The organism is Novipirellula herctigrandis (genome assembly GCA_007859835.1).
Classification (GTDB): Bacteria; Planctomycetota; Planctomycetia; order Pirellulales; family Pirellulaceae; genus Novipirellula_A; species Novipirellula_A herctigrandis.
Map to the genome: position 1 here is coordinate 828820 of SJPJ01000001.1, position 22033 is coordinate 850852.

Annotated in this window: 16 protein-coding genes; 5 read left to right on the forward strand and 11 right to left on the reverse strand. The window is 52.6% G+C overall.

Annotated elements, in window-relative coordinates; genetic code table 11:
• Window positions 1–6: 6 nt before the first annotated feature.
• The 5 genes from CA13_RS02760 to CA13_RS02780 form a co-directional block, all read right to left on the reverse strand.
• Window positions 7–693, reverse strand: a complete 687-nt coding sequence (locus CA13_RS02760) for a hypothetical protein (RefSeq protein WP_146394496.1) — start codon at window positions 691–693, stop codon at window positions 7–9.
• On the reverse strand, window positions 686–2215 hold the full coding sequence (locus tag CA13_RS02765; RefSeq protein WP_146394497.1) for a hypothetical protein: 1530 nt from the start codon (window positions 2213–2215) through the stop codon (window positions 686–688). Before CA13_RS02765 ends, CA13_RS02760 begins: the two co-directional genes overlap by 8 nt.
• Window positions 2216–2455: 240 nt before the next feature.
• Complete coding sequence (locus CA13_RS02770) at window positions 2456–4213, reverse strand: hypothetical protein (RefSeq protein WP_146394498.1); 1758 nt, start codon at window positions 4211–4213, stop codon at window positions 2456–2458.
• Window positions 4214–4691: 478 nt separating this feature from the next.
• Window positions 4692–5471: a class I SAM-dependent methyltransferase gene (locus tag CA13_RS02775; protein ID WP_419193860.1), complete on the reverse strand. Its 780-nt coding sequence runs from the start codon at window positions 5469–5471 to the stop codon at window positions 4692–4694.
• Between the two features lie 133 nt (window positions 5472–5604).
• Entirely contained in the window at window positions 5605–5937 is a 333-nt protein-coding gene (locus tag CA13_RS02780; protein ID WP_146394500.1) for a hypothetical protein, read from the reverse strand.
• A 571-nt stretch (window positions 5938–6508) separates the two neighbouring features.
• Between CA13_RS02780 and CA13_RS02785 the strand changes: the two genes are divergently transcribed.
• Window positions 6509–8053: a sulfatase family protein gene (locus CA13_RS02785; protein ID WP_419193861.1), complete on the forward strand. Its 1545-nt coding sequence runs from the start codon at window positions 6509–6511 to the stop codon at window positions 8051–8053.
• Between the two features lie 191 nt (window positions 8054–8244).
• Here CA13_RS02785 and CA13_RS02790 read toward each other — a convergent pair whose 3' ends face one another.
• The 6 genes from CA13_RS02790 to CA13_RS02815 form a co-directional block, all read right to left on the reverse strand.
• A complete protein-coding gene (locus CA13_RS02790) occupies window positions 8245–9372 on the reverse strand; it encodes an exonuclease/endonuclease/phosphatase family protein (protein WP_146394502.1) in 1128 nt (375 codons plus the stop codon).
• Between the two features lie 481 nt (window positions 9373–9853).
• A complete protein-coding gene (locus CA13_RS02795) occupies window positions 9854–10819 on the reverse strand; it encodes a ParB/RepB/Spo0J family partition protein (protein ID WP_419193862.1) in 966 nt (321 codons plus the stop codon).
• Window positions 10812–11558, reverse strand: a complete 747-nt coding sequence (locus tag CA13_RS02800; protein WP_146394504.1) for a ParA family protein — start codon at window positions 11556–11558, stop codon at window positions 10812–10814. The genes CA13_RS02795 and CA13_RS02800 overlap by 8 nt, the downstream gene beginning before the upstream one ends.
• A gap of 368 nt (window positions 11559–11926) precedes the next feature.
• Window positions 11927–12937: a TIGR03009 domain-containing protein gene (locus CA13_RS02805; RefSeq protein WP_419193863.1), complete on the reverse strand. Its 1011-nt coding sequence runs from the start codon at window positions 12935–12937 to the stop codon at window positions 11927–11929.
• Window positions 12938–13319: 382 nt separating this feature from the next.
• On the reverse strand, window positions 13320–17084 hold the full coding sequence (locus tag CA13_RS02810; protein WP_146394505.1) for an ATP-binding protein: 3765 nt from the start codon (window positions 17082–17084) through the stop codon (window positions 13320–13322).
• 112 nt (window positions 17085–17196) lie between these two features.
• Entirely contained in the window at window positions 17197–18432 is a 1236-nt protein-coding gene (locus CA13_RS02815) for a metallophosphoesterase family protein (RefSeq protein ID WP_146394506.1), read from the reverse strand.
• Window positions 18433–19191: 759 nt separating this feature from the next.
• Between CA13_RS02815 and CA13_RS02820 the strand changes: the two genes are divergently transcribed.
• The 4 genes from CA13_RS02820 to CA13_RS02835 all read left to right on the forward strand — a co-directional run bounded on the left by CA13_RS02820 (window position 19192) and on the right by CA13_RS02835 (window position 22032).
• Complete coding sequence (locus tag CA13_RS02820; RefSeq protein ID WP_146394507.1) at window positions 19192–19380, forward strand: hypothetical protein; 189 nt, start codon at window positions 19192–19194, stop codon at window positions 19378–19380.
• Window positions 19381–19483: 103 nt separating this feature from the next.
• Window positions 19484–20653, forward strand: a complete 1170-nt coding sequence (locus CA13_RS02825) for a 3-hydroxyacyl-CoA dehydrogenase (protein WP_146394508.1) — start codon at window positions 19484–19486, stop codon at window positions 20651–20653.
• A gap of 174 nt (window positions 20654–20827) precedes the next feature.
• A complete protein-coding gene (locus tag CA13_RS02830) occupies window positions 20828–21724 on the forward strand; it encodes a carbohydrate kinase family protein (RefSeq protein ID WP_146394509.1) in 897 nt (298 codons plus the stop codon).
• Between the two features lie 65 nt (window positions 21725–21789).
• On the forward strand, window positions 21790–22032 hold the full coding sequence (locus CA13_RS02835) for a DUF6868 family protein (protein ID WP_146394510.1): 243 nt from the start codon (window positions 21790–21792) through the stop codon (window positions 22030–22032).
• Window position 22033 lies beyond the last annotated feature (1 nt).

Sequence of the window (22033 nt, forward strand, 5' to 3'; positions counted from 1 at the left end):
ATTCAATCAGTCGCGAAGGCTAACCGTATGAAAGGCAATCAGTAGATCAGCCTTCCGGTTTGGTCGTTCCAACGCGAATTCTTCTTCCGCTTCCTCGGGTCGCAGAACTAATCCGTAAACGATTAGCCTTGCTTCGACAGCGATGATTGGCAAATCCCCATCCGTGGGCATCATTACCAAGTTCTTCGTGATCATGTACCAGTGTTGATCTGCGATTCCTCTCAATACTTGTGTGACCGTTTCAAGCGAGCCTTCGACGCGAAGTTCAATCTCATGCGCATGAAGGTCATACGCCGACTCTTCGCCAAACTGAGGCATCGTTTCGTTTCTTGGGTCATCCAATTCAAACGCCCACGGCCGACTTCGTCCTTCGCTGATCTCGAGCGTCCTTAAACGCCCGCCAGCATTACGAATGATCGTGATGAATTGACTGCGAACATCTTGGATCGTCTCAGGATCAATTGAAGACCGTGTTGCCGATTCGAATTCCGCTTGAATCTTTGACTCGATCTGCTGTAGCCGTTCGGCTTGCTGCTGAGCTTGCGTGAATTGGTCTCCCATTTCACTAAGCGTGATAGCGTCTTGCCTAAGGTGTAGGTATTCATCGACCAGCCGTGTACCTATCGCGATGATCACAAGCAAACTTACACTCGCAACGATTGCTCGGATCGCCCGATTATTTGGTTTATTCATTGTCGTTCGCTCCTGCATCCTCAACTTGCCCCTGAACACCGGGCCCAACCATCGTCAAGCGGATGACAAACCGTGTCGTATCCGAGTTTGTATCGGGGGTGGTGTTGTGAAGAGCAACCTCAGCCACCCCCGGTAATTGCTCAAGTTGCGCCAAAATGTCGTAGACGAGACGTTCCTCAAAGACACTGCCATCAATTCGAATACTGCGTCCATCCTCGACCCTAAATTCGTTTAACCGAGCAGTATCCGGCAAACTTTGGGTAATCTGTTTAAGTCGCCCTCCCCAATCCGATTCCTGGCAATGCCAAGCGATCGAATGGAGATAGTTGATCCGTTCCCGTTGTCCCGCCAATCGGTGCATACGGCTTTGTGTGGCTGTGACGGTTGCCTGGACTTGACCTTCACCACTTTTCATCTCTGTCACATGAGATCGTTGACGAGTAAGAATACCAAACCCAAACAAGCACAACACCAATGCGGCAATTGCGGGCCACCCCACTCGGAGTGATTGCATCCAGAGCGGCTGATCGGGTTCACGCCGAACGGCAGTCAGCAAATCGGGCACCTGATCGGCCTGAATGTCCAACATTAACGGCAAAACGGAAGCCACCGCAGGGACGCTGTGTGAATGCCGACGGTCCTCGTCGATCTCATACAGCGAGTCAAGTCGTGGTACTCTCAACGCTTCCGACTTGATTGCACCACTTTGCTGAAACAACGCAATCGTTTGGTTGACTCGGGCCTCGCTACCGCAAATCAACATCTTGTCGAGTTGACCTGCCTTGATACCAAGGTAACGATTGCAGAATCGATGCAACCGTGAAATATGCCCATCAAGAGCGGCGTGAAACTCGGTTTCCGATGCGGCCGCTGCAGGACGGTAATCCAAAATCAACCGACCGTCGAAGACGATTCCCACGTCCCATGTTAACCCCGTTCCGTCGGCAATCAGCACTGGATGCTCGGAGCATGCTTTTGATTGGCCAATCAACCGAGAAATACTAACCAGTGAAGGTTCCACGTACGCGAGTTCGACGTCATGGGCTCGAAACGTGCCATAGACCAAGCCAATCAAAGATTGATTCACAACACTGGTAATCGCGTAGTCTGTTTCGTCATCCACTCGCTGACGCACTTGGCCCGTTACTTTAACACCAGGGCCGAGCTGCAAGTAGCGAGGGACTCTGCTATCGAGCGATTGGACTTCGCGTTCCACCGCATCGCGATTGCCGAGTGCAATTCGACTGACACAAAAATCGCCATCGAGCGAAACCGCGACGGTGCCGCGGCGCATCCCGTGTTTCTCAACAAGCGATTCAATTGCATCGGAAAACGCATCAAGACTCTTCGAGTCCAACCATCCACTTTCAAACGGGCATTCGCAGTAGTCAATTTCCAATCGATAGCGGTCACTATTGATGGGCGTAGCAATAGCGACTTGAAGCATGCGGTTTTCAATCCACAGCCCGAAGAGCTTCGTTCGTTCAATTGGTTTATTTTGTTTGGAAAGCCTTCGCGACATTGCAGCACATCCTCCTGGTGAAACTTAGCTTACCAATAAGAGCATGCTGATAGATTGTGTCCGCCGGCTCGGTGGGAAAGCGTGTTTCTGCCGCGTCCGTTCTCAAAGCAATCATCAAAAAAAAAAAGCGGGGCGAGTCTCTCGAAAGAGTCTCACCCCGCCTCGGTTTTTTGTAGCATACGTCCTACAACTTTGATTCGCTCACGCCCTATACAGGGCATGAGAGAGAATCACTATTGATTAGCATCCGCATGCTGGTGCAGCAACTTCGCAACCGCAAGTTGGCTCAGCGTCGCAACCACAAGCTGGTCCGGCGTCGCAACCACAATCTTTGTGGCAGCCACTGAACAACTTGCGAAGCATGCCGCGGATTGGGCCTTCGCTTGGGCAGCAAACTGGAGCCGCTTCGCAGCAACCGCAACCCATGTCCGAAGCCGAAGCAACTCCGCCACAGCAAGGTGCTGGAGCACATACTTCGACTGGAACTTGCTTGCAGATAACTCGTGGAACGCACTTGGTGACCGTGTAAGGTTCGCAAACCTTACGGCACTTAGCAATTTTCACGATCTTGGTGAAGCATTCTTTGCGGCAAGTCGTTTCGCAAACGGTCTTGGTGCGGCATTCTGGAACCATTTTGCATACTTTGTAGCAAACTTCCTTGCTGCGGCATTCTGGAACCATCTTGCAAGTCGTGTAGCTGCAAGTCTTGGTACGTGGCTCGCAGACGTAGCTGCAAGTTGTGTAGCAAACGTCCTTGCTGCGGCACTCTTTGACCATCTTGCAGGTCGTGTAGTTGCAGGTCTTTTGACGTTGTTCGCAAACCATCTTGCAAACCTTGTAGCAAACTTCCTTGCTGCGGCATTCTGGAACCATCTTGCAAGTCGTCCAGTTGACAACCTTGCTGCGGCACTCAGGAACCATCTTGCAGACGGTGTAGTTGCACACCTTGGTGCGGCATTCTGGGACTTTACGGCATACCGTGTAAGGTACTTCACGAGTACGGCACTCACGTACGTACTTTGTGCAGCAAACTTCCTTGGTTTCGCAAGTGGGGACCCAGACCTTCTTGCAGATCGTCTTTGGGCAACCTTGAACGCATTCGGTGCGGCAGCAACCAGGAACGTAGACGCACTTGCAGCTGCTTGCGTCGTAGGTCCATGTGCCAGGCTCACGAATGGTTTTCTTCATCATTCGACCAGGAACGGTTTCCGTGATCGTTTCCCAATGTCCACCCTTGACCTGAACGGTCTTGGTGTACTGCTGAGGAACAACAACGCTGTAGTTCTCGGTGCGAACTTTTTGCTCTTTCACGGTGTTGTAAACCGTGTAGTTGATCGTGCGAGACTTTTGCTCTTGAACAGGAACCATGACGGTGTAGTTAACGGTCTTGCTGTGGTTTTCACGAACAGGGTTCATGACCGTGTAGTTGATCGTCTTGGTGCGAGTTTCCCACACTGGCTTCTTGACAGTGTAATTGATCACCTTTTGGTGAGTTTCGTACACTGGCTTGCAGACGGTGTAGTTGATCGTCTTGGTGTGCTGCTGATAAACAGGCTTACGCACGGTGTAATTGATCACTCGTTCGTGTGTTTCACGAACGGGCTTCATGACCGTGTAGTTGATCGTCTTGGTACGAGTTTCGTACGTAGGAACATTCACGGTATATTGAACTTCACGAGTGGTCGTTTCAGGAACCATCCGGGTTCCCGTTACTTCCTTGTCCTCGTAATAAGTTTCATTGCGTGTACGATAGCGAGTTTCTTGAACTTGCTCGTAAACGGTTTCTTGAACATTTCGCATCACGGTGTAAGTTCCACCAGCGACAGCTCCGCCGCCACCGATAGCAGCGCCGTCACCAACGACACCGCCTTCGACGATTGAATTACCACAACCGCCACAACCTTCATAACTTACAGCACCGCAACAGGCAGCGCTAGCTGAACTCACCCCAAAGACGACCGACAAGATCGTCATCGTGGGTAACAAAAACCTTTTCATCTTACATTCTCCACTGGAATCAAATACGGGTGTTGCAAGGACGCAGCTTACCTAAGCCACTGGAGCACCCGCCCCTCGGCTCGACATCAACAATTCGAACTTCACTTAATGACTGACGTCACTAAAAAATCGATTGTGAACCAACACGCAGACTATTGTGAGATGTTGGAACTTGGATCGATTACGCAGACCTGGAAATCAAGTCAAACGAATTGTGATGCACTGACTACATCGTCTACGGACTAAGGGTTGAACATGCAAAGAAGTTCGCCAAGGCAAAAGATTCCGTTTGGGCTGACCTATTGCGACGGCCGTTCATATCGAATCAATTTTACCGATTGCAACGGCGACCTCTGTCGCAGCGGTGAACGAGAGGTCACTGCGCTAATCCGCATAACAGAATTTAGTCGTCAATGAAGATAGACGACGGACGTTGATGCCAAATGCTATGCTACCCAAAAAGGCGGCGATGCGGGCATCAAAAAGCACGCCTTCGAAGCACGAACACGGCATCGCACAAATCGTTATCGATCCGTCGCGGACAGTCGATGTCGTAATCAAAATCAAACGCCTGAGCAACTTCAAACTGATCGGCGACCTTCGCAAAGAGCTGCTTCACTTGGCTGATCGTGTACAATCGCAGCGGAAACTCGCTACGGACACGGTGGATTTGCCCAGTCCGTGTGACCGCCTTGATACTGGCTCGCAAAGTTTCGATCCGCTGGCTTCGGTTGAAGTCAATCACTTTCAACGTTACATGAACTTTGGTTCCACCATGACACGCCGTCCACCGCTCGTCGCTTTCTTCGTCCGCATCGAGCGGGATGCAGTGAAAACCGAGGATATAAATGCCACCCGGTCGCAATGCATCGGCAACGCTCCTCAGGTGTGACAATGCGCTTGCCTGGGTTGTTAGATGACGGAACGTATTGAACGTACAAAACGCTGCATCGAAACGTCTACGAAAAGACATTTCGGTCATATCGCCAAGTACGAGCGTCGCGTCGAGCTTGCGACGGACCAATCGCCGCTTAAGATAATCGAGCATCGGTTGGCTTAGATCCAAACCGGTGACATCGTAGCCACGGCTTGCCATCGCACCGACAAGCCGACCACTGCCGCAGCCAGGTTCCAACAACCGGCGCGGCATGGTTTTCATGTACCGCTTGAATGCGGCTTCAAAGAATCGAACTTCCGCAGCCGTTTCGTCACGGAACACCATGTCGAAATACTGAGGATAGTCGTACCAGTTTTCCACGAATGATCCGAAGCGAAATAATACACGTCTGAAGATTTGACGGATCATAACATAGCAGCCTGCTGCGGATGCGCCAGCGTGCTATTCATCGGATTGTTTCTAAATCGCTAAGAGCGAAGTCGTAGGAAAACGCTCAGGAAGCAGCAGCCGATTCGGCAGCCCTCGCTTCAGCCACAGCTGCACTGCTGCGCCGCGTTCGGCGTCGTGGCTTGGCATTGGCCCAATCCTTGGTCAACGCTTCAAAAACCTCAGGAGTCTCATAGCGGACAATTGTCTTGCCCTCCGGCATCGGTCCGATCAAACCGCGAAAAACGGGCATCCCGCGGATGTCCAAATCAGTACTGCAATCGTCGATTCCAATCTGACAGTGAATCCCCACAAGCGGGTCACAACTAGGGTAATCGCGAATCAAAAGCGAACCGTCACTACCGCGTGAAACGATGCGGAATGTATCTTTCTTGGCCATGATGCCTCCGGGAAGGGGGGGGGTTGGCGTCTGCAATGCAAAACGGAAGCTGCTGCAAGAACCGATTCGGAAGCAAACAGCAGGGTTTCTAACGATGGATGGAGTAGCCAATCTGCCAAGGCGTCGACGCACAGTTAGAAAAAACGAGAAGCGGTAAAGGGAGGGCACCACTTGGTTTTCATTTTCTTCAGGACTGACTCTACGTCGACGCCTGCCAATCACTACGACGAAAGGAGGGTGGTCTTTCGTCGCCGACGAACTGGAACTGAATCGGACGCTTGGGCTACAAAATAGTCTTCGTCCCTTCGCGGAAAACAATCGAAGAAAGAATCGCTGGTCGGCTTACTAAGAGAAACAGTCGCAATGGGTACAAAACGCAGCGGTAGTCGTAGCCGCCCCTGACCGCTGCAGTTACCCCTAGCCGGATTGCTCGATACGATAGGCCCTAAAAGCGATATCCAATTCCCAAATACTGAAATCTCGAACAATTTAGGGTATACTCGTTTGACAATTTGCGAATCGCGTCTTTCTTTGCCCGCCTCAGACACTTTCAACAAATATGCATCACATTATGCTTGGTCGATCCCAAATTATCGTCGCCTTCATGGCGATTAACCTATTGAATTGCTTCGCCGCAGAACCACAGAACATCCTGCAACCGCTTGAGCAACACGATGGCGTCAAGCCACGCAACGTCGTCTTCATTTTGACCGACGATCATCGCTATGATGCAATGGGGTTTATGGGGCACCCGTTCTTGAAAACCCCCAACCTCGATGCAATCGCCAACAATGGTGTGCATGTAAAAAACGCATTCGTAACGACTTCGCTCTGCTCGCCGAGCCGCGCGTCAATCCTAACGGGACTCTATACCCACAAACACCGCGTCATTGACAATAATCGCACCGTGCCCGAAGGAACCGTGTTCTTTCCTCAATACCTGCAGAACGCCGGCTATTCGACAGCCTTCATTGGAAAATGGCACATGGGCGGGCATCACGATGACCCGCGACCTGGGTTTGATCACTGGATTAGCTTTCGCGGCCAAGGCGTCTACTTGCCGCCGAGACCGAGTTACACGCTGAACGTCAACGGAAAACGGGTTAAACAAAATGGCTACATCACCGACGAACTGACCGATTATGCGATTGATTGGCTCAAAGAACAGCAGGACTCCGACAAACCATTTTGTCTATACCTCTCCCACAAAGCAGTTCACGCTAACTTCACCCCGGCCGAAAGGCATGCGGGGCAGTATGCCGATGCTGATTTGAGCTTTCTGCCTCGAGGCGAAAACATCACCGCACAAAACGATGCGCCCCGTTGGGTTCGCGACCAAAAGAACAGCTGGCACGGTATCGACTTTTCGTACCACAGCGACGAAGGACTCGACTATTTGTATCGCAGGTACTGTGAAACATTGCTGGGAGTTGACGACAGTGTCGGTCGTGTGATGGAGCAACTCAAAGAGATGGGCCTCTACGATTCGACGCTCGTCATTTACATGGGCGACAACGGCTTCATGTGGGGCGAACACGGTTTGATTGACAAACGCGTCTCCTACGAAGAATCGATTCGCGTCCCGATGATGATGCAATGCCCCGAACTGTACAAAGGCGGAACCGTCCTCGATTCAGTAATTGGAAATATCGACATCGGACCAACGATCTTACACGCCGCCGGCTTGAAAGCTCCCGACTATATGGACGGAATGAGCTTCCTCGACTTGCCAAACAATCCAAACATGAAATGGCGTGACTATTTCTTGTACGTCTACTACTGGGAAAAGAACTTTCCCCAATCGCCGACCCAATTCGCACTTCGCGGCGATCGATTCAAGTACATCACGTATTATGGACTTTGGGATGTCGACGAACTCTACGACTTGACGACCGACCCCGGCGAAACGATCAATTTGATTAACAACCCTGATTACAAGTCGGTTGCAAAAGAGATGGAAAACCGCTTGTACGAGATGTTGGGGGAAAGCGGCGGAATGGACATCCCGATGAACCAGCCCGCCGGTGGTATCAACAACAAACGCTGGGAAGAGCAAGGTGGCCAGCAATCGGCAGATTTTCCGGCATCAATGGTGGTCGAAAAACCGCTTAATTAAGCCCCTGCATGTTGAATTCGGAGAGCAGTTGAATTCGCTCACGATTCACGTGGCCCTCGTGCGTCCGTCACCCAACGCCGCAGTGCTCCAGCGATGCAAACAGCACGCAGCGAATTTTGTGCTGCAAACCCGCTCTGGTAAGCCTCCGTCAATTTCCCCCTGAGCATCCCCCAAGCTCGGCAACCGCGAGCCTACCGAATCATCCGCTGTTCTACGGCGACTTCTTGGGAATGCTCGCTTTCGTAGACGCTAAACTCGGCCCACAGGGGGGCGTGATCGCTGATCAATGCAGCCTGCATTTCGCTTAGACCAAAGTCTCGCTGCAAATCGATCACCCCCGTTTGTCCTGTGAACTCAGTCGTCATTGTCCGGTCTAACAAAATGTGATCGAGAGTTTCACGACGGCGCACATCCGTTGGAATGTCACCCGCCACCGATACCACATTGGGGATCCTCGACAATTCGCCCAGCCCGGAAACGCCTGTATTCAAACTACCGACCAACAAATAGTCTTCGATGCCTGTTCGACTGTACTCGTAATCACGAACGCGAACAAAGACGTCATCAAGAACATTAACTTCCGCGCTAGCAAGGGCGTGCTGCGCCGGGTCTGGATCATTGTTCGCGTTGATAAGCGTGAAACAGAAAGGACGACCTCCATCCATCTGACCATCCGATGAAACCGGGATCGTCGCGAAAGACCCAACCATCGGCTCGCGGTGCATGCGGTCCGCCGAATCTTGAACGACATACGGTTCGCCTAACAACCGAATTCGCCGAGCGTCCCACACGAACGCATAACATTGAGTGTCCTGATAGGAACGTCCAATGGGTTGGCTAACGGTCCCCGTATAGGTACCGCCTTCCGCATTAACGAGTTCGATCATACGGCGAACGGGACCAACATCACCTGACCGGATGTCTTGAATTGCGACAAGATCGAATTGGCGAATGATGCTCGCAATTGTCCCCATCACATCTACGCCAGGAACTTGACTGAGGGTTCGCGTCTGAGATTTTTTGTCACCGAACATCTGGATGTTAAAGGTCGCAATCCGAACGGTTGAACTCGACCGCTCGCGGGGCACTTTGCGATTGACAATTAGATCGCCGTTGGCAGCTGCCAGCTCTGCTGTTTCATCATCCACACCTGCCCATTTATCAAGCACCGACAAATCGATGCGCCCCGTTATGACAGACAAGCAGGCAGCCGCGATCCCACCAACACTTACCAGCGGACCGATCCACCGGATAAATGGAATGTAGGAAAACACAGACCGAGAAGAGCGTCGCCTTGAACGCCCGAAAAGTAATCCCATTCCGGCCTCCATCACGGCAACAGCGGGTGGTAGAAAAAGCGACTGCCTGCAATTAGCAAAACAAAAAGTTTCACACAACATCAATGTGCGAGCGTACAGTTTGTTAGAGCCCCAAATTGGCAGATTGCACAATCGCCACAATCGGCACAAATTAACATTGGCCTCTACATCAACACCGACGCTCACCACAAAGACTTACGACGCAAATATCCTTGCAGATGAGAACATGCCCGGCGTTCGGTAACCGTACCTTTCAGGGTAGCGAAACGCCTCTCGCGTTTCGATCAGTACCGTCAATCGCAAGAAGTCTTGACGATATCCGTTTCGCTGCCAAACCCAGTTTTAAACCGGAATGAAGCAGTTGAGAATTTTGAACATTGGCGGGACAACACCATGCGCCAGTAGCTGCACCGACGCTGAATTGCCAGGAGGAATCTTGGCCAAATTATGCTTGAATTGTTCTAAGCAACTTACCCACTGACTAACCAGCTACTCTAAGTCTTGGCTTACCCGCGTCGGAGAGCATGTCTCGCAAACGTTCAAATTCATCGGGATCGGTGAAGTGAAGGGTGATCTTTCCACGACCGCGAGCCGAGCTTTTGATCTCGACCTTGGTGCCAAAAATCATTCGCATCTCTTGTTGCATCGCCTCGACCTGCGGCGAAATCGTTCGCCGCTTCTGACGCGTCGCATTGACGACCTTCTTACCAGTCTCTGCGTCTTCCTCGGCCTTCAGAAGCTCCGCCACATGCGTCTCGGTGGCCCGGACACTCCACGATTCTTCCTTGATCTTTTCGGCCGTACGACGTTGGATTTCTTCGTCACCGATGGGCAGCAGTGCTCGAGCGTGCCCAGCCGTTAACTCGCCACCCTGCAACATATCTAAAATTCCATCTGGCAATTCCAACAACCGCATCAGGTTCGCAATCGTGCTACGGTCAATGCTGAGCCGCCGGGCCAGATCATCTTGTTTGCACTTGTGCTCATCGATGTACCGTTTGAAGGACAACGCCTTTTCAATCGGATTCAAATCTTTCCGTTGGAGGTTTTCGATAATCGCCAATTCTGCGACGAGGCGATCATCAGCTTCGCGCACTTCCGCGCGGATCGTCGGCAAGCCAGCGTGGATGGTGGCCCGAAGCCGACGCTCGCCGCTGATCAATTGGTACTTTCCGTCAACAATCCGAACCAGGATCGGTTGGAGTTGCTGATGGTTTTTCAGACTCTCGGCGAGCGATGCAATCTCTTCTGGATTGAATTCACGGCGAGGTTGAAAAGGATTGTTTTGGATGTCACCGACCGCTAACTCAAGCGACTGGATCTTCACGCCCTCCTGCCCACCGGCCGAGTCGGACAAAGGATTACCTTCGTCGTCGAGCGGTGTCCCCAAGAGAGCCGCTAGCCCTTTTCCTAAACGACGGTCCTTATTGGTTGTTGCACTAGTCACGCTCGAGCACCTCCATGCACAGCTGGGTATAAGCAAACGCGCCGCGGGATCGCGGTGCATACTCAAACACGGTTTGGCCGTGACTCGGAGCTTCGCACAGCGAAACGTCCCGAGGCACGACACAGTCAAAAACAATATCACCAAAGAAGTCACGCACTTCGTCGTCGACTTCTCGTGTCAATTCAAGATATGGATCATACATAGTTAGTAGGATTCCACCAAAGGTCAGTCTGCCATCGGTAGCGACAATTACCTTCTTTATTGTTTGAATAAGTTGGGTCAATCCTTCCATCGCGAAATATTCGCATTGGATTGGCATCAACACCTCGGTACTGCCAGCCAAGGCAGTCTGCGTGAGCGGACCAACACTAGGTGGGCAATCCACCAGGATATAGTCGTACTGATCAATGATCGAATCAAGATGCTTGCGAACGATACTGGTTTCGCTTTCACCTGCAGCGGCCAAGCGATCAACATCCTGCAAGGTACGACTACCACGAATTATCGATAAGTTGTTAACCTTGGTTTGAATGATCGCGGAATCGAGCGATCCATCACTGATCATTGCATGGCCGTCGGTCGGTTCATGGCCAAGCGAACCGGTCGCATTGCATTGCGGGTCCATGTCGAGAAGCAGTGACCGCTTGCCGGAAATTGCGAGCGCAGCCGAAAGGTTTACCGCCGTGGTAGTCTTACCCACGCCACCCTTCTGATTCACCACACAAAGAATCCGGCCCACGGCTTATTGCCCTCGTTCGTATTTTGCATCCCGCCAATCCGTTGACGATGATGGAGATTACGAAGAATCGGCTTGCGGAAACAAGACTGGTTTCACAAGAAACTTATGCTACAAACCGGCGAGCACACCAAAGAAACCCCGCATTGCTTGGCAGCACATAGCACTGAAAGAGCCAAGAATTTAGAAAGCAGGACTGAGGCCAGACGGCCACCCGCAAAAGCAGACGACCAATTCAACCAAAGCAATTCACCCATAGCGACCGTTTGGCTAGCGGATCGCGTACCGAACAATGGCCCCAGCACGCCCCGATGCACAAGACATCCTGACATACGCTCCAATCGCACGGGGCCAATGAACCTAGCCGCCGACTACCTCATGGACTTTCCCTGAGGATTCGCTGCTTGCTGGGCTGGTGGATCGACCACAGGATTAAACTTATCGCGGAAGATTGTCCAATCGCTCGGTGGCTTGTCACTAATGAAGTTCTGCATGAAGTTCGCCAACGCATTGCCAACACCATTCCTCTTCATCTCAACAAACTCGTACTGGTCCCACTTGGCCGCGTTGACAGGATGAAAATTAGGTGCGTAGAGAATCAACGCTTTAGGCAAGAAGGTTTTCTCCTCGAGCGCGATCTGCACCATCTTGTATTGGGCTCGATCGTCTTGGCGCTTTGGCCACGCTTCAATCAAGATCAACCCTTCGGCGGGTGCTTGCACTTGGCGGACCCAATATCGCTGCTGAATTTCCTGAGCGTTCAAATTGAAAACGAACGGCAATGGACTATTAAAGATTTGCTGACCCTGCATGTCAGGCGGGAGATCTTGGATGTTGCATTTCTTTTCACTCCGGTCAAACTCGATCAACTGAGTTCCGTTGCAGACCCAGTGCTCGCCATACATCCCCGGCTGACCCGCGAACTCTGGCTTGCCTTCCTTCATCCCCTTGAAGTAGACCAAAGAGTCAACGCGAAATAGCCCCTTGTCGGGCGAGGCGTACTTCACGACGCCATCGGCACGAGTGGCGTGAATGCCTGCGGGAGCCGCTTGATTATCGTAGTGCCAACGTTGGAACTTACAATCGAGCGTCTTCGTCCCCTGGCTTTGTTGTTGCCACGCCAACAGGAGCTGGTTTAGCTGTGCTTGCTGTGCAGCATTGAGCGGTTCAAAAGGCTGCTGCGGAGCCGAACGATTTGCCGCAGGTCGCTGACGTTGCTGTGCCGCGATCCTCGCATCAGGTGCATCCGTTTGCTGCGGATTCGCTTGTTGAGCATAAGAGGGAACGCCACCCGATTGCTGGGCGAAGCTCTCTGTCGGGGCGAGAGGTTGGACCGCCATGAAAGCGGTTAGCAAGAAGCCAGTCCAGGAAAATCGTTTCATCCGTGACGCCTGCGTGAAATTTTGATCGTGAAACTCATGTTGACTGTATCCTTACAGCCAAACTTTGAAGCAGCTTATCAAACGGTCTCGTTCTAGCGAAAGGGCGATTTACCGGTATTCCGAACAACCGATGTTGGCAAGGTGGCGCCGAATGCACAATACTTGCACCGCAGACATCCCACCCGTTGCTTCGCAAAGACACGAACCCGGCGTCCGCTTCAAAAGAAATTACTGGCGAACATCAACGCCCCAATTCGCATTCCGACTCGCCTTGACTACGAGTTCGAAAAAGGCAGCGAAAGATGGCGAGATTTTCGGCTTTTGCCAGTACCGGGCGAACCGCGCGCCAGTCTCGCCGTTGGAAAATTCAACTATGGCGAACCTACTCTGTTGTCGCTCGCCACCACGGACCGTGCTCATCTTGAACCTCTTCGGACTCAGATTCCTCGATCCATTCGCTGCGGGCCACCGATGCCATCTTGTCCTCTTCGACTCGGTCTTGCTCAGCATCTTGCTCGAACCACGCCCAACCGATTGATGGCTGAGGCTGTTCATACTCATCTTCAACGTACTCGGGCTCGACGTACTCACGCTCAATCACAACGGGTTTTGGCGCCGGTTTGGGAACCGGATTTGGAGCCGGCTTTGGCTCGACAACGACCTTTGGCTTTTCCGGGGCTCGCTCGACGACGATCACCTTCGGCTCGGGCCGAACCAGCTTCTTTTCACGATAGACGATCCTCGGTTTTGGCTTCGGATCTTCCATCACCGGTTCCGGCTCTGGCTCGGGCTCTTCGACTTCTTCCTGTTCCATCACCGACTCGTCGCCGACCTCTTCTTCCTCGTACTCTTCTTCGAACGCTTCTTCTTCACTTCGTTCTTCAGGCAGCAAGATCTCGGCGCGGCCAGGCTCACCCTGGGCGGGCATTAACCGAACCTGCACATCAATATCGTGGAAGATATCAACGATGTGGTCGTGGCAAGTAAACATCAACACTTGGTGCCCAAGCTCCGCAAAGGTCTTCAATGTCTTCGCCGCAGCGATCGCTCGATCACCGTCGAAGTTGACAAGCACATCGTCGAGCACCAACGGCAACATCACACCACGACGGGCGTAGGACGCTGCAAGCGATAGCCGCAAAGCAATAAATACCGCCTCGCGAGTACCTCGACTCAGAACGTCAATCGACAACGATTTCCCTGCCGTATCATCGACCTTCAACTGGTTTGTTCCGAGCGGCGTCCAAATGCGGTTGTACTTTCCGTCAGTTAGCTGAGTCAAAAACGACGAAGCTTCGCGAAGCGTTTCGGGCTGGCGTTCGCGTTCGAATGTTCCGCAAACGTCTTCTAGCAGGTAGCTGGCCATCGACAAGGTCTGCCAGCGACGAGCGGAGGCAGCAATTTTTCGCTCGATGCAACCGAGCTCCAATTGGGCTGCCGTCAACCGACCATCTTCGCCCAACTGCTTCATCTCTTGAGTGATCTCACCCTGCTGAGTGCGGAGCTGCGCGATGCGCGTTTCGGTTTCGGTCATTCGCGTGGTCAATGAGTCCCATCGTTTCTCGATATCGCCCATCTTCGCACCTTCGATCTCGCGAGCAACTGAATCGTATTCGACGTGGCTCCCAATGATCGACCGAACTTGCTTCTCTAACTCAGCATGCTCCTTTCGCATCTCCAGCAAACTCGCCTTACTGTCAACCATCCCATAGAATTGTTCGGGGGTCGCAACACCACACTTAGCCCACAATGCTCGACGCTGCTGTTCGCCACGTTCGATCGCTCGGAAATAGGAACCTTGCTGCTTCTTTAGCTTCAGGTCCTGTTCCTTCAATTCGCGGCGTCGTTTGATCCAATGCTGTTGACGCGACAATTCTTCATGCAAATGGTTTAATTGATCGAGTGGATTTGTCCGAGCGTGAATTCGCGTGGCCGTCACATCGCGTGACTGTTGGTCATCGTCCTGGTAGTCGTGATCACGTTCGCGACTAGAAAGCTCAGCCCTGTCGTCCGACAAATCCAAGGCTTCGAAATAGAGGGCCTCGATACGTCGTGCGATCGTTTGCCGCTCGCGTCGCCGCTGCTCCTTCTCTGCTTTAAGCTCATCGAGCCGACGGTAACTCTGCTGCAACGCCTCGTAACCATCGCTTAATTTTCGAACACTCGACGGCGACAAAGAATCGCTAAGCCCAAGCTCTTCAAGCGTACCGGACCAATCGCGACGCGCCTCTTTCAAACCATCCGCAGCCTCACTCGCTCGCGACCGGGCCGACTTAAACGACTGCATCGACGCTTCGTGATTGTGATATGTTGGCAGGACGGATTCGAGCTCTGCTAGCAAAGCCTCGGTTTCTCGAATTCTCAATTCGAGAGACTCAGCACTGGTCGGCAGCGACGAATCAACATCACTTCGTTCGGCCTCAATTTCGCGAATCTGTTTTCGAAGGCTATCAATTTGGCGTTCGCAATCATCCAGGTCTCGAGACGTAGATCGCATGCCATTTTCGCGACCGAAATAGTACGCCATCATACTGACGATACCAACCATCAACCATAACATGCCCCATGTTGGATCGGGCTCCGCAACGAACCAATCCAAACCTACAAGGTTTGCAAAGCCATAGATCAATGCCATTCCGCCAAAGATAAACGGAACCGACAACAGGATCAGCCGATCGATCGGCAACGCTTCGTCGGTGGTCAAATCAACCGATTCTTTTTCAAGATCGCGATAATGCCGTTTCAATTTATCGAGATGTTCGCCTAGCTGGACTCGGTGACGCAAGCTCGCGATCATCTCAGTTTGCTCTCGAATCGCTTGCTGCAGATTCGTTGCATGTGCCCTCGCCAAGACATCCTGTAACTGGGCCCCAAGTTTTTCTGACCGTGTTTTATGCTCGGCACTTTCATTGCGGGCTTGGTTCAACAGGAACACTTGTTCCTTCACTCGCTTGGCGGGTCCTGCCAGAGCGGACAAGGCTTGCTTTGACAGATCGGGCATCTTTGACATGTCGCCCTCGAGAACCGCCGCTCGATCCCGTTCGTCCATCCCCAAACGATCCGCGTCTACCTCAAGCTGCTTGCGAGCTTTTTCAATTTGCACATCGAGCCGTTCGATTTGTTCTTCGAGGGCTTCGACCCAGGTTGCTTGCTCGGACGCCGCTTCGATTCGCCCCTGCAGATCAAACATCCGCTTACTAACAGGAATTTGCTCTGCCTTCACACGAATTTCCCGGCGTTTCGCCTTCACCTCTTCAATCTTTGCCTTGGCGTCTTCGACCATAGCCTCAATTTGCACCAATTGCCCAGGCGCTTCATCTGGTAACTGCGACTGCTTCTCGGTTTGAACAATCTGATCTGCCAAACGCGCGCGATCTTGCCAAGTTTCATAGACACTGGTTGCGATTTCGACCGATCGAGCCTCTGTTTCCCAAGCCGCCATTCGCTCGGTCGACTGTTCGATTTCTTGCTGCTGCGTGCGTCGCTGGCTAGCCAATTCACTCCAACGACGCCCATGCCGAGTGAACTGCTCGACCTCATCGCGAAGCTTTTCTCGTTTCTTGATCATTCCAGCGAGCTTGGACGATTCTTCGGAATCAGCAACTTCCTTGCCGACCATCGATTTTCGACCATCGCGAAGCGAGCGAAGAACGTCTACTAGTGAAACACGATCCAAACCACTCGAGAGTTTGTAGAGTTCGTCGGCCGCGGAAGTGTCGTCAAGCGTCGAAAGCTCTTGCAATTCCCGGATACCGATAGCAAAGACATTCGTAAAGATCGGCTCGTCAATTTGGCCAAGCAGATTAGTCAAACGGTGCTGGCCTTGTGCCAACCCATCTTGACCAGTCACGGTCAATTGGCCGGTCACACCCGAGTCCGTCAACTGGCTAGTGCGTCGAATTTGATAACCACCGCCAGGCCCCGTCACGCGGATCGCTCCGCCTGGGACCCCGCCATAAACGGGCGGCAGGTAACGCTCGCGACGATCAGGCGTGAATCCGTAAAACTGCGCTCGAAGGAACTGCATCAGCGTCGTCTTGCCCGCTTCGTTCGGGCCATAGAATAACGTCATCCCATCCGGTAGCGAGTCGACCGAAAGACCGGTCCAGACGCCGAATCCGTCGACTTGAATGTCCTTGACTCTCATGATTGTTGCACCAATTGAGGTTGCGTTTCATCTAGTAAATGACGCCCTTCGCTCCGCGAAAGTGCGTTTCCCTCGACGCACTTCTGCTGAGCAAAAGGCGACAAAATTTTGCCTATGCCAAATTTGGCTTGCCGCCGCGAAGTAATTCCACACCCAACAACGTCGCCTGATCCAATATTTCTTCACGCACCGTGGGTGACACATCTGCCAACAACGATGCGGTGGTGCCAACGACCCCCGAAACTTCTTCAGTGTAAGGAAGCAAGTTAATTTCGCGGCCATTGGATTTGTCGAACTTATCTGCCGCTCGCAAGAAGTCCCCAAGAATTGTATCCTCGTCGGTCCATGATTTCGGATATTGCTTTGGTGGACGAACGACGAGTGACGCAGTCCAAGCCGACGGTGCCCCGGAACCGAATTCGCGGCGCAACCAAGTACGCAACTCCTCAACATCGCCGATCGCCTGCAAATCTTCACCACTGGTGATCGAAATATCCCATCCAATCAACAAGTGCCGACCACCATTGTCGTGCTGCAGCCGCCCGATTCGTTCGCCGAGAAAATTGCGAATCCCGCCCATAGCAGCAATTTCCGATGCATCGACCTCGACACGGCAATACCGAAAAGCATCGCACTCCACCGAATGCACTCGAGTCGTCTGATCCGCATCGACATCAACGACGGTGTAACCATGGGGACCGTGCTCATCAAGACTGCGACCCTGCGGGCTGCCACAAACAACTGCCCCCCCTTCGGCACCACCATCGATTTCGTCGCGATTGTGTTCGCCACCGAGTGCCCAATAGTCAAACCGGCCCTCGGCCAGCGCATCGGCATCGGAGGTCCCGTACCCCACCGCGACGGTATATTCGTCCGTCGGCTCGATACGATAGCTCGGAACATGTAGCTGCGTGCGACCTTCGCTACTTCGCCCAACGACCACGCAAATGGTTCGCCCCGCCCGCTGAACTGGCACGGCAACCGCCCGATTCTTGGGGAACAGCGTCACGTTGGGAGGCAACGGCGCGGCGTCGGGCCATTTCGGAGGATCATCGACGATACCAGCAACCCAGAAAACCGGCGTCTTCTTAGCGTGAAGCTGTTCAAAGTAATCGAGCAGCAACGACATGCCGTGCGGGCCAGCAGCTTGGGGACTCAGCAAATCACCGCTGAGCACCAAAAAGTCAATATTCTCAGCCAGCGCCGCTTCAAAGACCGCCTTGGCGGCACGGCGTGGCGCATCGGCCATTGCTTCCCGAAGATGACTCGGGATTGCATCGAGATCTCCCAGTGGCGTTTCAAGATGAAAATCACTGGCGTGTATAAAACGAAACGACTCGCCTGGCATGGGCTCCCTCCTGTGCGGTTTGCCTGCGGATACTGCCCCACCCAGTTGCGTCATTCACATCTTGTGAAGTCCCTTTGGATGGTTTAGGCAGCGCGGCAGCGGCTACGTAATCTCGGAAGTTTAACGAAAGTTGCAAAAAACCACCAAGTCGTATTTGGCATGTTTCACGAAAAGAGAACGGAAAATAGTTGCTAGCTTTTCGGGCGTTGCAGCGCAAGGAAATGCGTCACAGGATGCAACCTGCAAACCCGAGCTTAGCATGCGGGGGCGCCGCCTTGCCGATGAGTTACTCACCCCCCTGCCAAATTTACAGGCACCGATTCAATCAGGACAATTTAGCCAGTCTTCGCGAGTTGAATTTTCTAAAAAAACCGAAGGGACCACAGGTGTTGTTTCCTTCCTAATTACCTCCTAATGGAATATACTTGACCTGTGGGGCCAAATTGGCCGATAACGAGGCGGGATTGGTTGTGTTGTTGGCATTTTGCGACATGGAGTGTCGTTTTGATAACGCAAGAAACAGGCAGCCAGAATCCCAAATTTAACTTAAAGCCTTTAATGTTATGGACTTACGTCCAAACAACGGGCAAACAAAGGATCATAGGCATACCGCTTGCAGTGAACCGAGTTGGAATCGCAGTTGTCTAAGTGAGTGAAAGCGGACGACGACAAGAATATTGCGGCTTCACCTTTCATCATTTTCGTGGTTAGCTTACCTTATCAATCTGCGATGGAACGCGACCCAAGGAGACTCCTCCAATGACGACTTCAAGCAAAAACCTGACACCAAAACCCGACGACGGGAATTGGAACGAATTGACTGCAACCTTGTCGATCGAGTCAACCGATCGCTTTGATGAATGGATGACCGAGCAATTGACGGTGCTTGAAGAACGGTTGAACGAATTTGTCTCGCCACGGTCGCTCCATAAAAATCTCCGAGGTTGATCTGCGCTGGGGTTCAGGCCATAGTCGCCTTGATTAGTAAGTGTGCGACGCCTCGGGCGTCCGTCGGTTTCAAACCAACACTTTCTCATTCCGCTTGCTTTTCATGGACGACACGCCGCTGATTACGCTCGTAGGTTTGGGTGTAGTTGGGCGTGCGATTTTCGAAGCTCACTTGGCTCAAGACATCGCTGTCACCGTCATCGATCAAGACGCGAGCATTCTTGAAACAGCCCTCGATAGCCTTTCGATCCCTTCAACCGATTGGATCATCTCGGAAATTCACACCGGTCCGCTTGGGATGCCCGCCGCGACGCTGCATCCAAGGGCCCCTTGGATTACGCCATCAGCAACCTCCCTGACACCGATCCTGATCGAATCAATCGCTGAACGCTTAGCAATCAAGCGGGGGTTTTTTGAGTTGGCCGAAACGAAGTTATCAGCCGATTGGATTCTGTGTAGCAACACTTCGACCCTTCGCATCAACGAGATTTCTCAAACACTCTCGCGTGCCGATCGCGTTTGCGGAATGCACTTCTTCATGCCCGTGATCGACCGGGATGCGGTGGAACTGATTCGGACGCCTGCCACATCAGAAGAAACAATCACCATCGGCGAAAACCACATTCGTCGCCTTGGAAGAACGCCGCTGATCGCATCTGATTCGCCCGGGTTCATCGTCAATCGAATGTTATCGCCCTACTTGAACGAAGCGACGGTACTACTGTCGCAAGGTGCGACGGCGCAGCAAATCGAAGCCGCCGCAATCGCATTCGGCATGCCACTCTCGCCACTGGAACTGATTGACCTGATCGGATCAAGGACGATGTTTGATGCGGGCCGAGTCTATTGGCAAGCGTTCCCAACTCGAATTGACCCATCACCGATCTTGCCGGCGATGATCAAAGCCGGCCGCCTGGGCCGCTCCGCAGGCGGCGGTTTCTATGATTACAACGACGGCACGCGGTCAACGGATTTGTCACCTGACGCCTTGGCAATTTGCCAACGTTACCAGCGGGAAATCCGCCAGCTAGACGACGGCGAAGTGCTGCTACGACTCAGCATTGCCATGTGGACCGAGGCGAATTTGTTGCTTCAAGAGAACGTCGCAGCAGGTCCACAGGATATCGAATCGGCCATGGCAGGCGGGCTGGGATTTCGCCCCAAAGGTTCATGGTATGGCTTTTTCGAGAATCTCGGCGAGGAAGCGATTCAAAACGCGATCCATGAATACGGCGTCCACTCAAAGACATTGCGAATAGACCAACGCATGTGAACCGAATCTTCCAAGCAACCCTGCGACTTCCAAGCAACCACCTGCGAATTGTCTTACCAACTGCGCTAGTCAGGCCAAGCTTTTTGCATACGCAATGATGGCCCACAACCTATTCCTTGCTCGGCGATCCGATACAATACATGGTTTCCAACGTGAAAACGAAAAAAGGAACACATGTCAAAGTCAATTGATCAAGATCGATTACCACCACTAATCGTCGGCGAAGTTCTTTTCGATCAATTTGCGGATGGACGCAGTGTCCTCGGCGGAGCCCCCTTTAACGTCGCATGGAACTTACAAGGACTCGGGCTGGCCCCCCAATTCGTTTCCGCTGTGGGCGACGATCCGGCGGGGCATCTCGTGGCCGATCGCATGCACCAATGGGGGATGAACACCAAGGGCCTGCAAACGCTACCCAGTCAAAAGACAGGCGTGGTCGATGTCACTGTCAAGGATGGCCAACCAAGTTACGAGATTGTCTTTCCATCGGCCTGGGACTTCATCAGCCCGCCACCGTTTGCCGATTCGCTCGAAGGTTTCTCGCTATTGTATTACGGCAGCCTCGCGATGCGCGGAGACCAATCACGTCACACGATCAAGCAACTCGCTCAAGACGATTCGATCCCTCGGTTTGTCGATATCAACATCCGCAAACCCTGGTTCGATACCGCGTGGTTACCGTCGCTGATCACCGGTTCGAAGTACGTCAAACTTAACGACGACGAACTGAGCGAACTCACTCAGATGCCCATCACAAAGACGGAAGAAATCGAAGCGGCCGTTGCGAAAATTCGCGGGCAATACGGAGGTGAAGTCTATTTCATCACTTGCGGCTCAAAAGGCGCCTACGCCGTTACCCCAACCGAAACCGTCTTTGCGGCCGCCCCCAAACCACCACAAATGGTCGACACCGTTGGCGCCGGTGACGCGTTTGCCGCTGCAACGATTGACGGATTGCTTCGCGACCTTCCCTATCAAAACGTCCTCGATCGGTGCGTTCAATTTGCGGTTCGTATTTGCGGACTTCAAGGCGCAACTTCGATGGACCGAGACATTTACCGGAACGTTTGAATTTTCCTGTTCGACGACACACACCGCGTTGGAAACACGTTTGACACAAAAAAAGCGAGAACATCATGAACATTGAGATGCTTCAGTCATTCTTTATGTGGTGCACCATCCTCAACGGAAGCTTGTTGGTGTTCTGGATTGGGGCATGCGTAATCGCCCCCGATGCCGTCTACCGAACGCAGCACAAATTCTTTCCGATATCGAAAGACGTCTTCACGATTGCGATCTACTGTTTCCTCGGCCTATTCAAGTTGATGTTTTTGGTATTCAACCTTGTTCCGTATATTGCGTTGCTGATGATCGGTTGAA

Excerpts from the sequence above, each read along its gene's own strand:
- CA13_RS02760 (WP_146394496.1), bottom strand. The coding sequence starts at position 693 with ATGAATAAACCAAATAATCGGGCGATCCGAGCAATCGTTGCGAGTGTA.
- CA13_RS02765 (WP_146394497.1), bottom strand. The coding sequence starts at position 2,215 with ATGTCGCGAAGGCTTTCCAAACAAAATAAACCAATTGAACGAACGAAG.
- CA13_RS02770 (WP_146394498.1), bottom strand. The coding sequence starts at position 4,213 with ATGAAAAGGTTTTTGTTACCCACGATGACGATCTTGTCGGTCGTCTTT.
- CA13_RS02780 (WP_146394500.1), bottom strand. The coding sequence starts at position 5,937 with ATGGCCAAGAAAGATACATTCCGCATCGTTTCACGCGGTAGTGACGGT.
- CA13_RS02785 (WP_419193861.1), top strand. The coding sequence starts at position 6,509 with ATGCTTGGTCGATCCCAAATTATCGTCGCCTTCATGGCGATTAACCTA.
- CA13_RS02790 (WP_146394502.1), bottom strand. The coding sequence starts at position 9,372 with ATGGGATTACTTTTCGGGCGTTCAAGGCGACGCTCTTCTCGGTCTGTG.
- CA13_RS02805 (WP_419193863.1), bottom strand. The coding sequence starts at position 12,937 with ATGAAACGATTTTCCTGGACTGGCTTCTTGCTAACCGCTTTCATGGCG.
- CA13_RS02810 (WP_146394505.1), bottom strand. The coding sequence starts at position 17,084 with ATGAGAGTCAAGGACATTCAAGTCGACGGATTCGGCGTCTGGACCGGT.
- CA13_RS02815 (WP_146394506.1), bottom strand. The coding sequence starts at position 18,432 with ATGCCAGGCGAGTCGTTTCGTTTTATACACGCCAGTGATTTTCATCTT.
- CA13_RS02820 (WP_146394507.1), top strand. The coding sequence starts at position 19,192 with ATGACGACTTCAAGCAAAAACCTGACACCAAAACCCGACGACGGGAAT.
- CA13_RS02825 (WP_146394508.1), top strand. The coding sequence starts at position 19,484 with ATGGACGACACGCCGCTGATTACGCTCGTAGGTTTGGGTGTAGTTGGG.
- CA13_RS02830 (WP_146394509.1), top strand. The coding sequence starts at position 20,828 with ATGTCAAAGTCAATTGATCAAGATCGATTACCACCACTAATCGTCGGC.
- CA13_RS02835 (WP_146394510.1), top strand. The coding sequence starts at position 21,790 with ATGAACATTGAGATGCTTCAGTCATTCTTTATGTGGTGCACCATCCTC.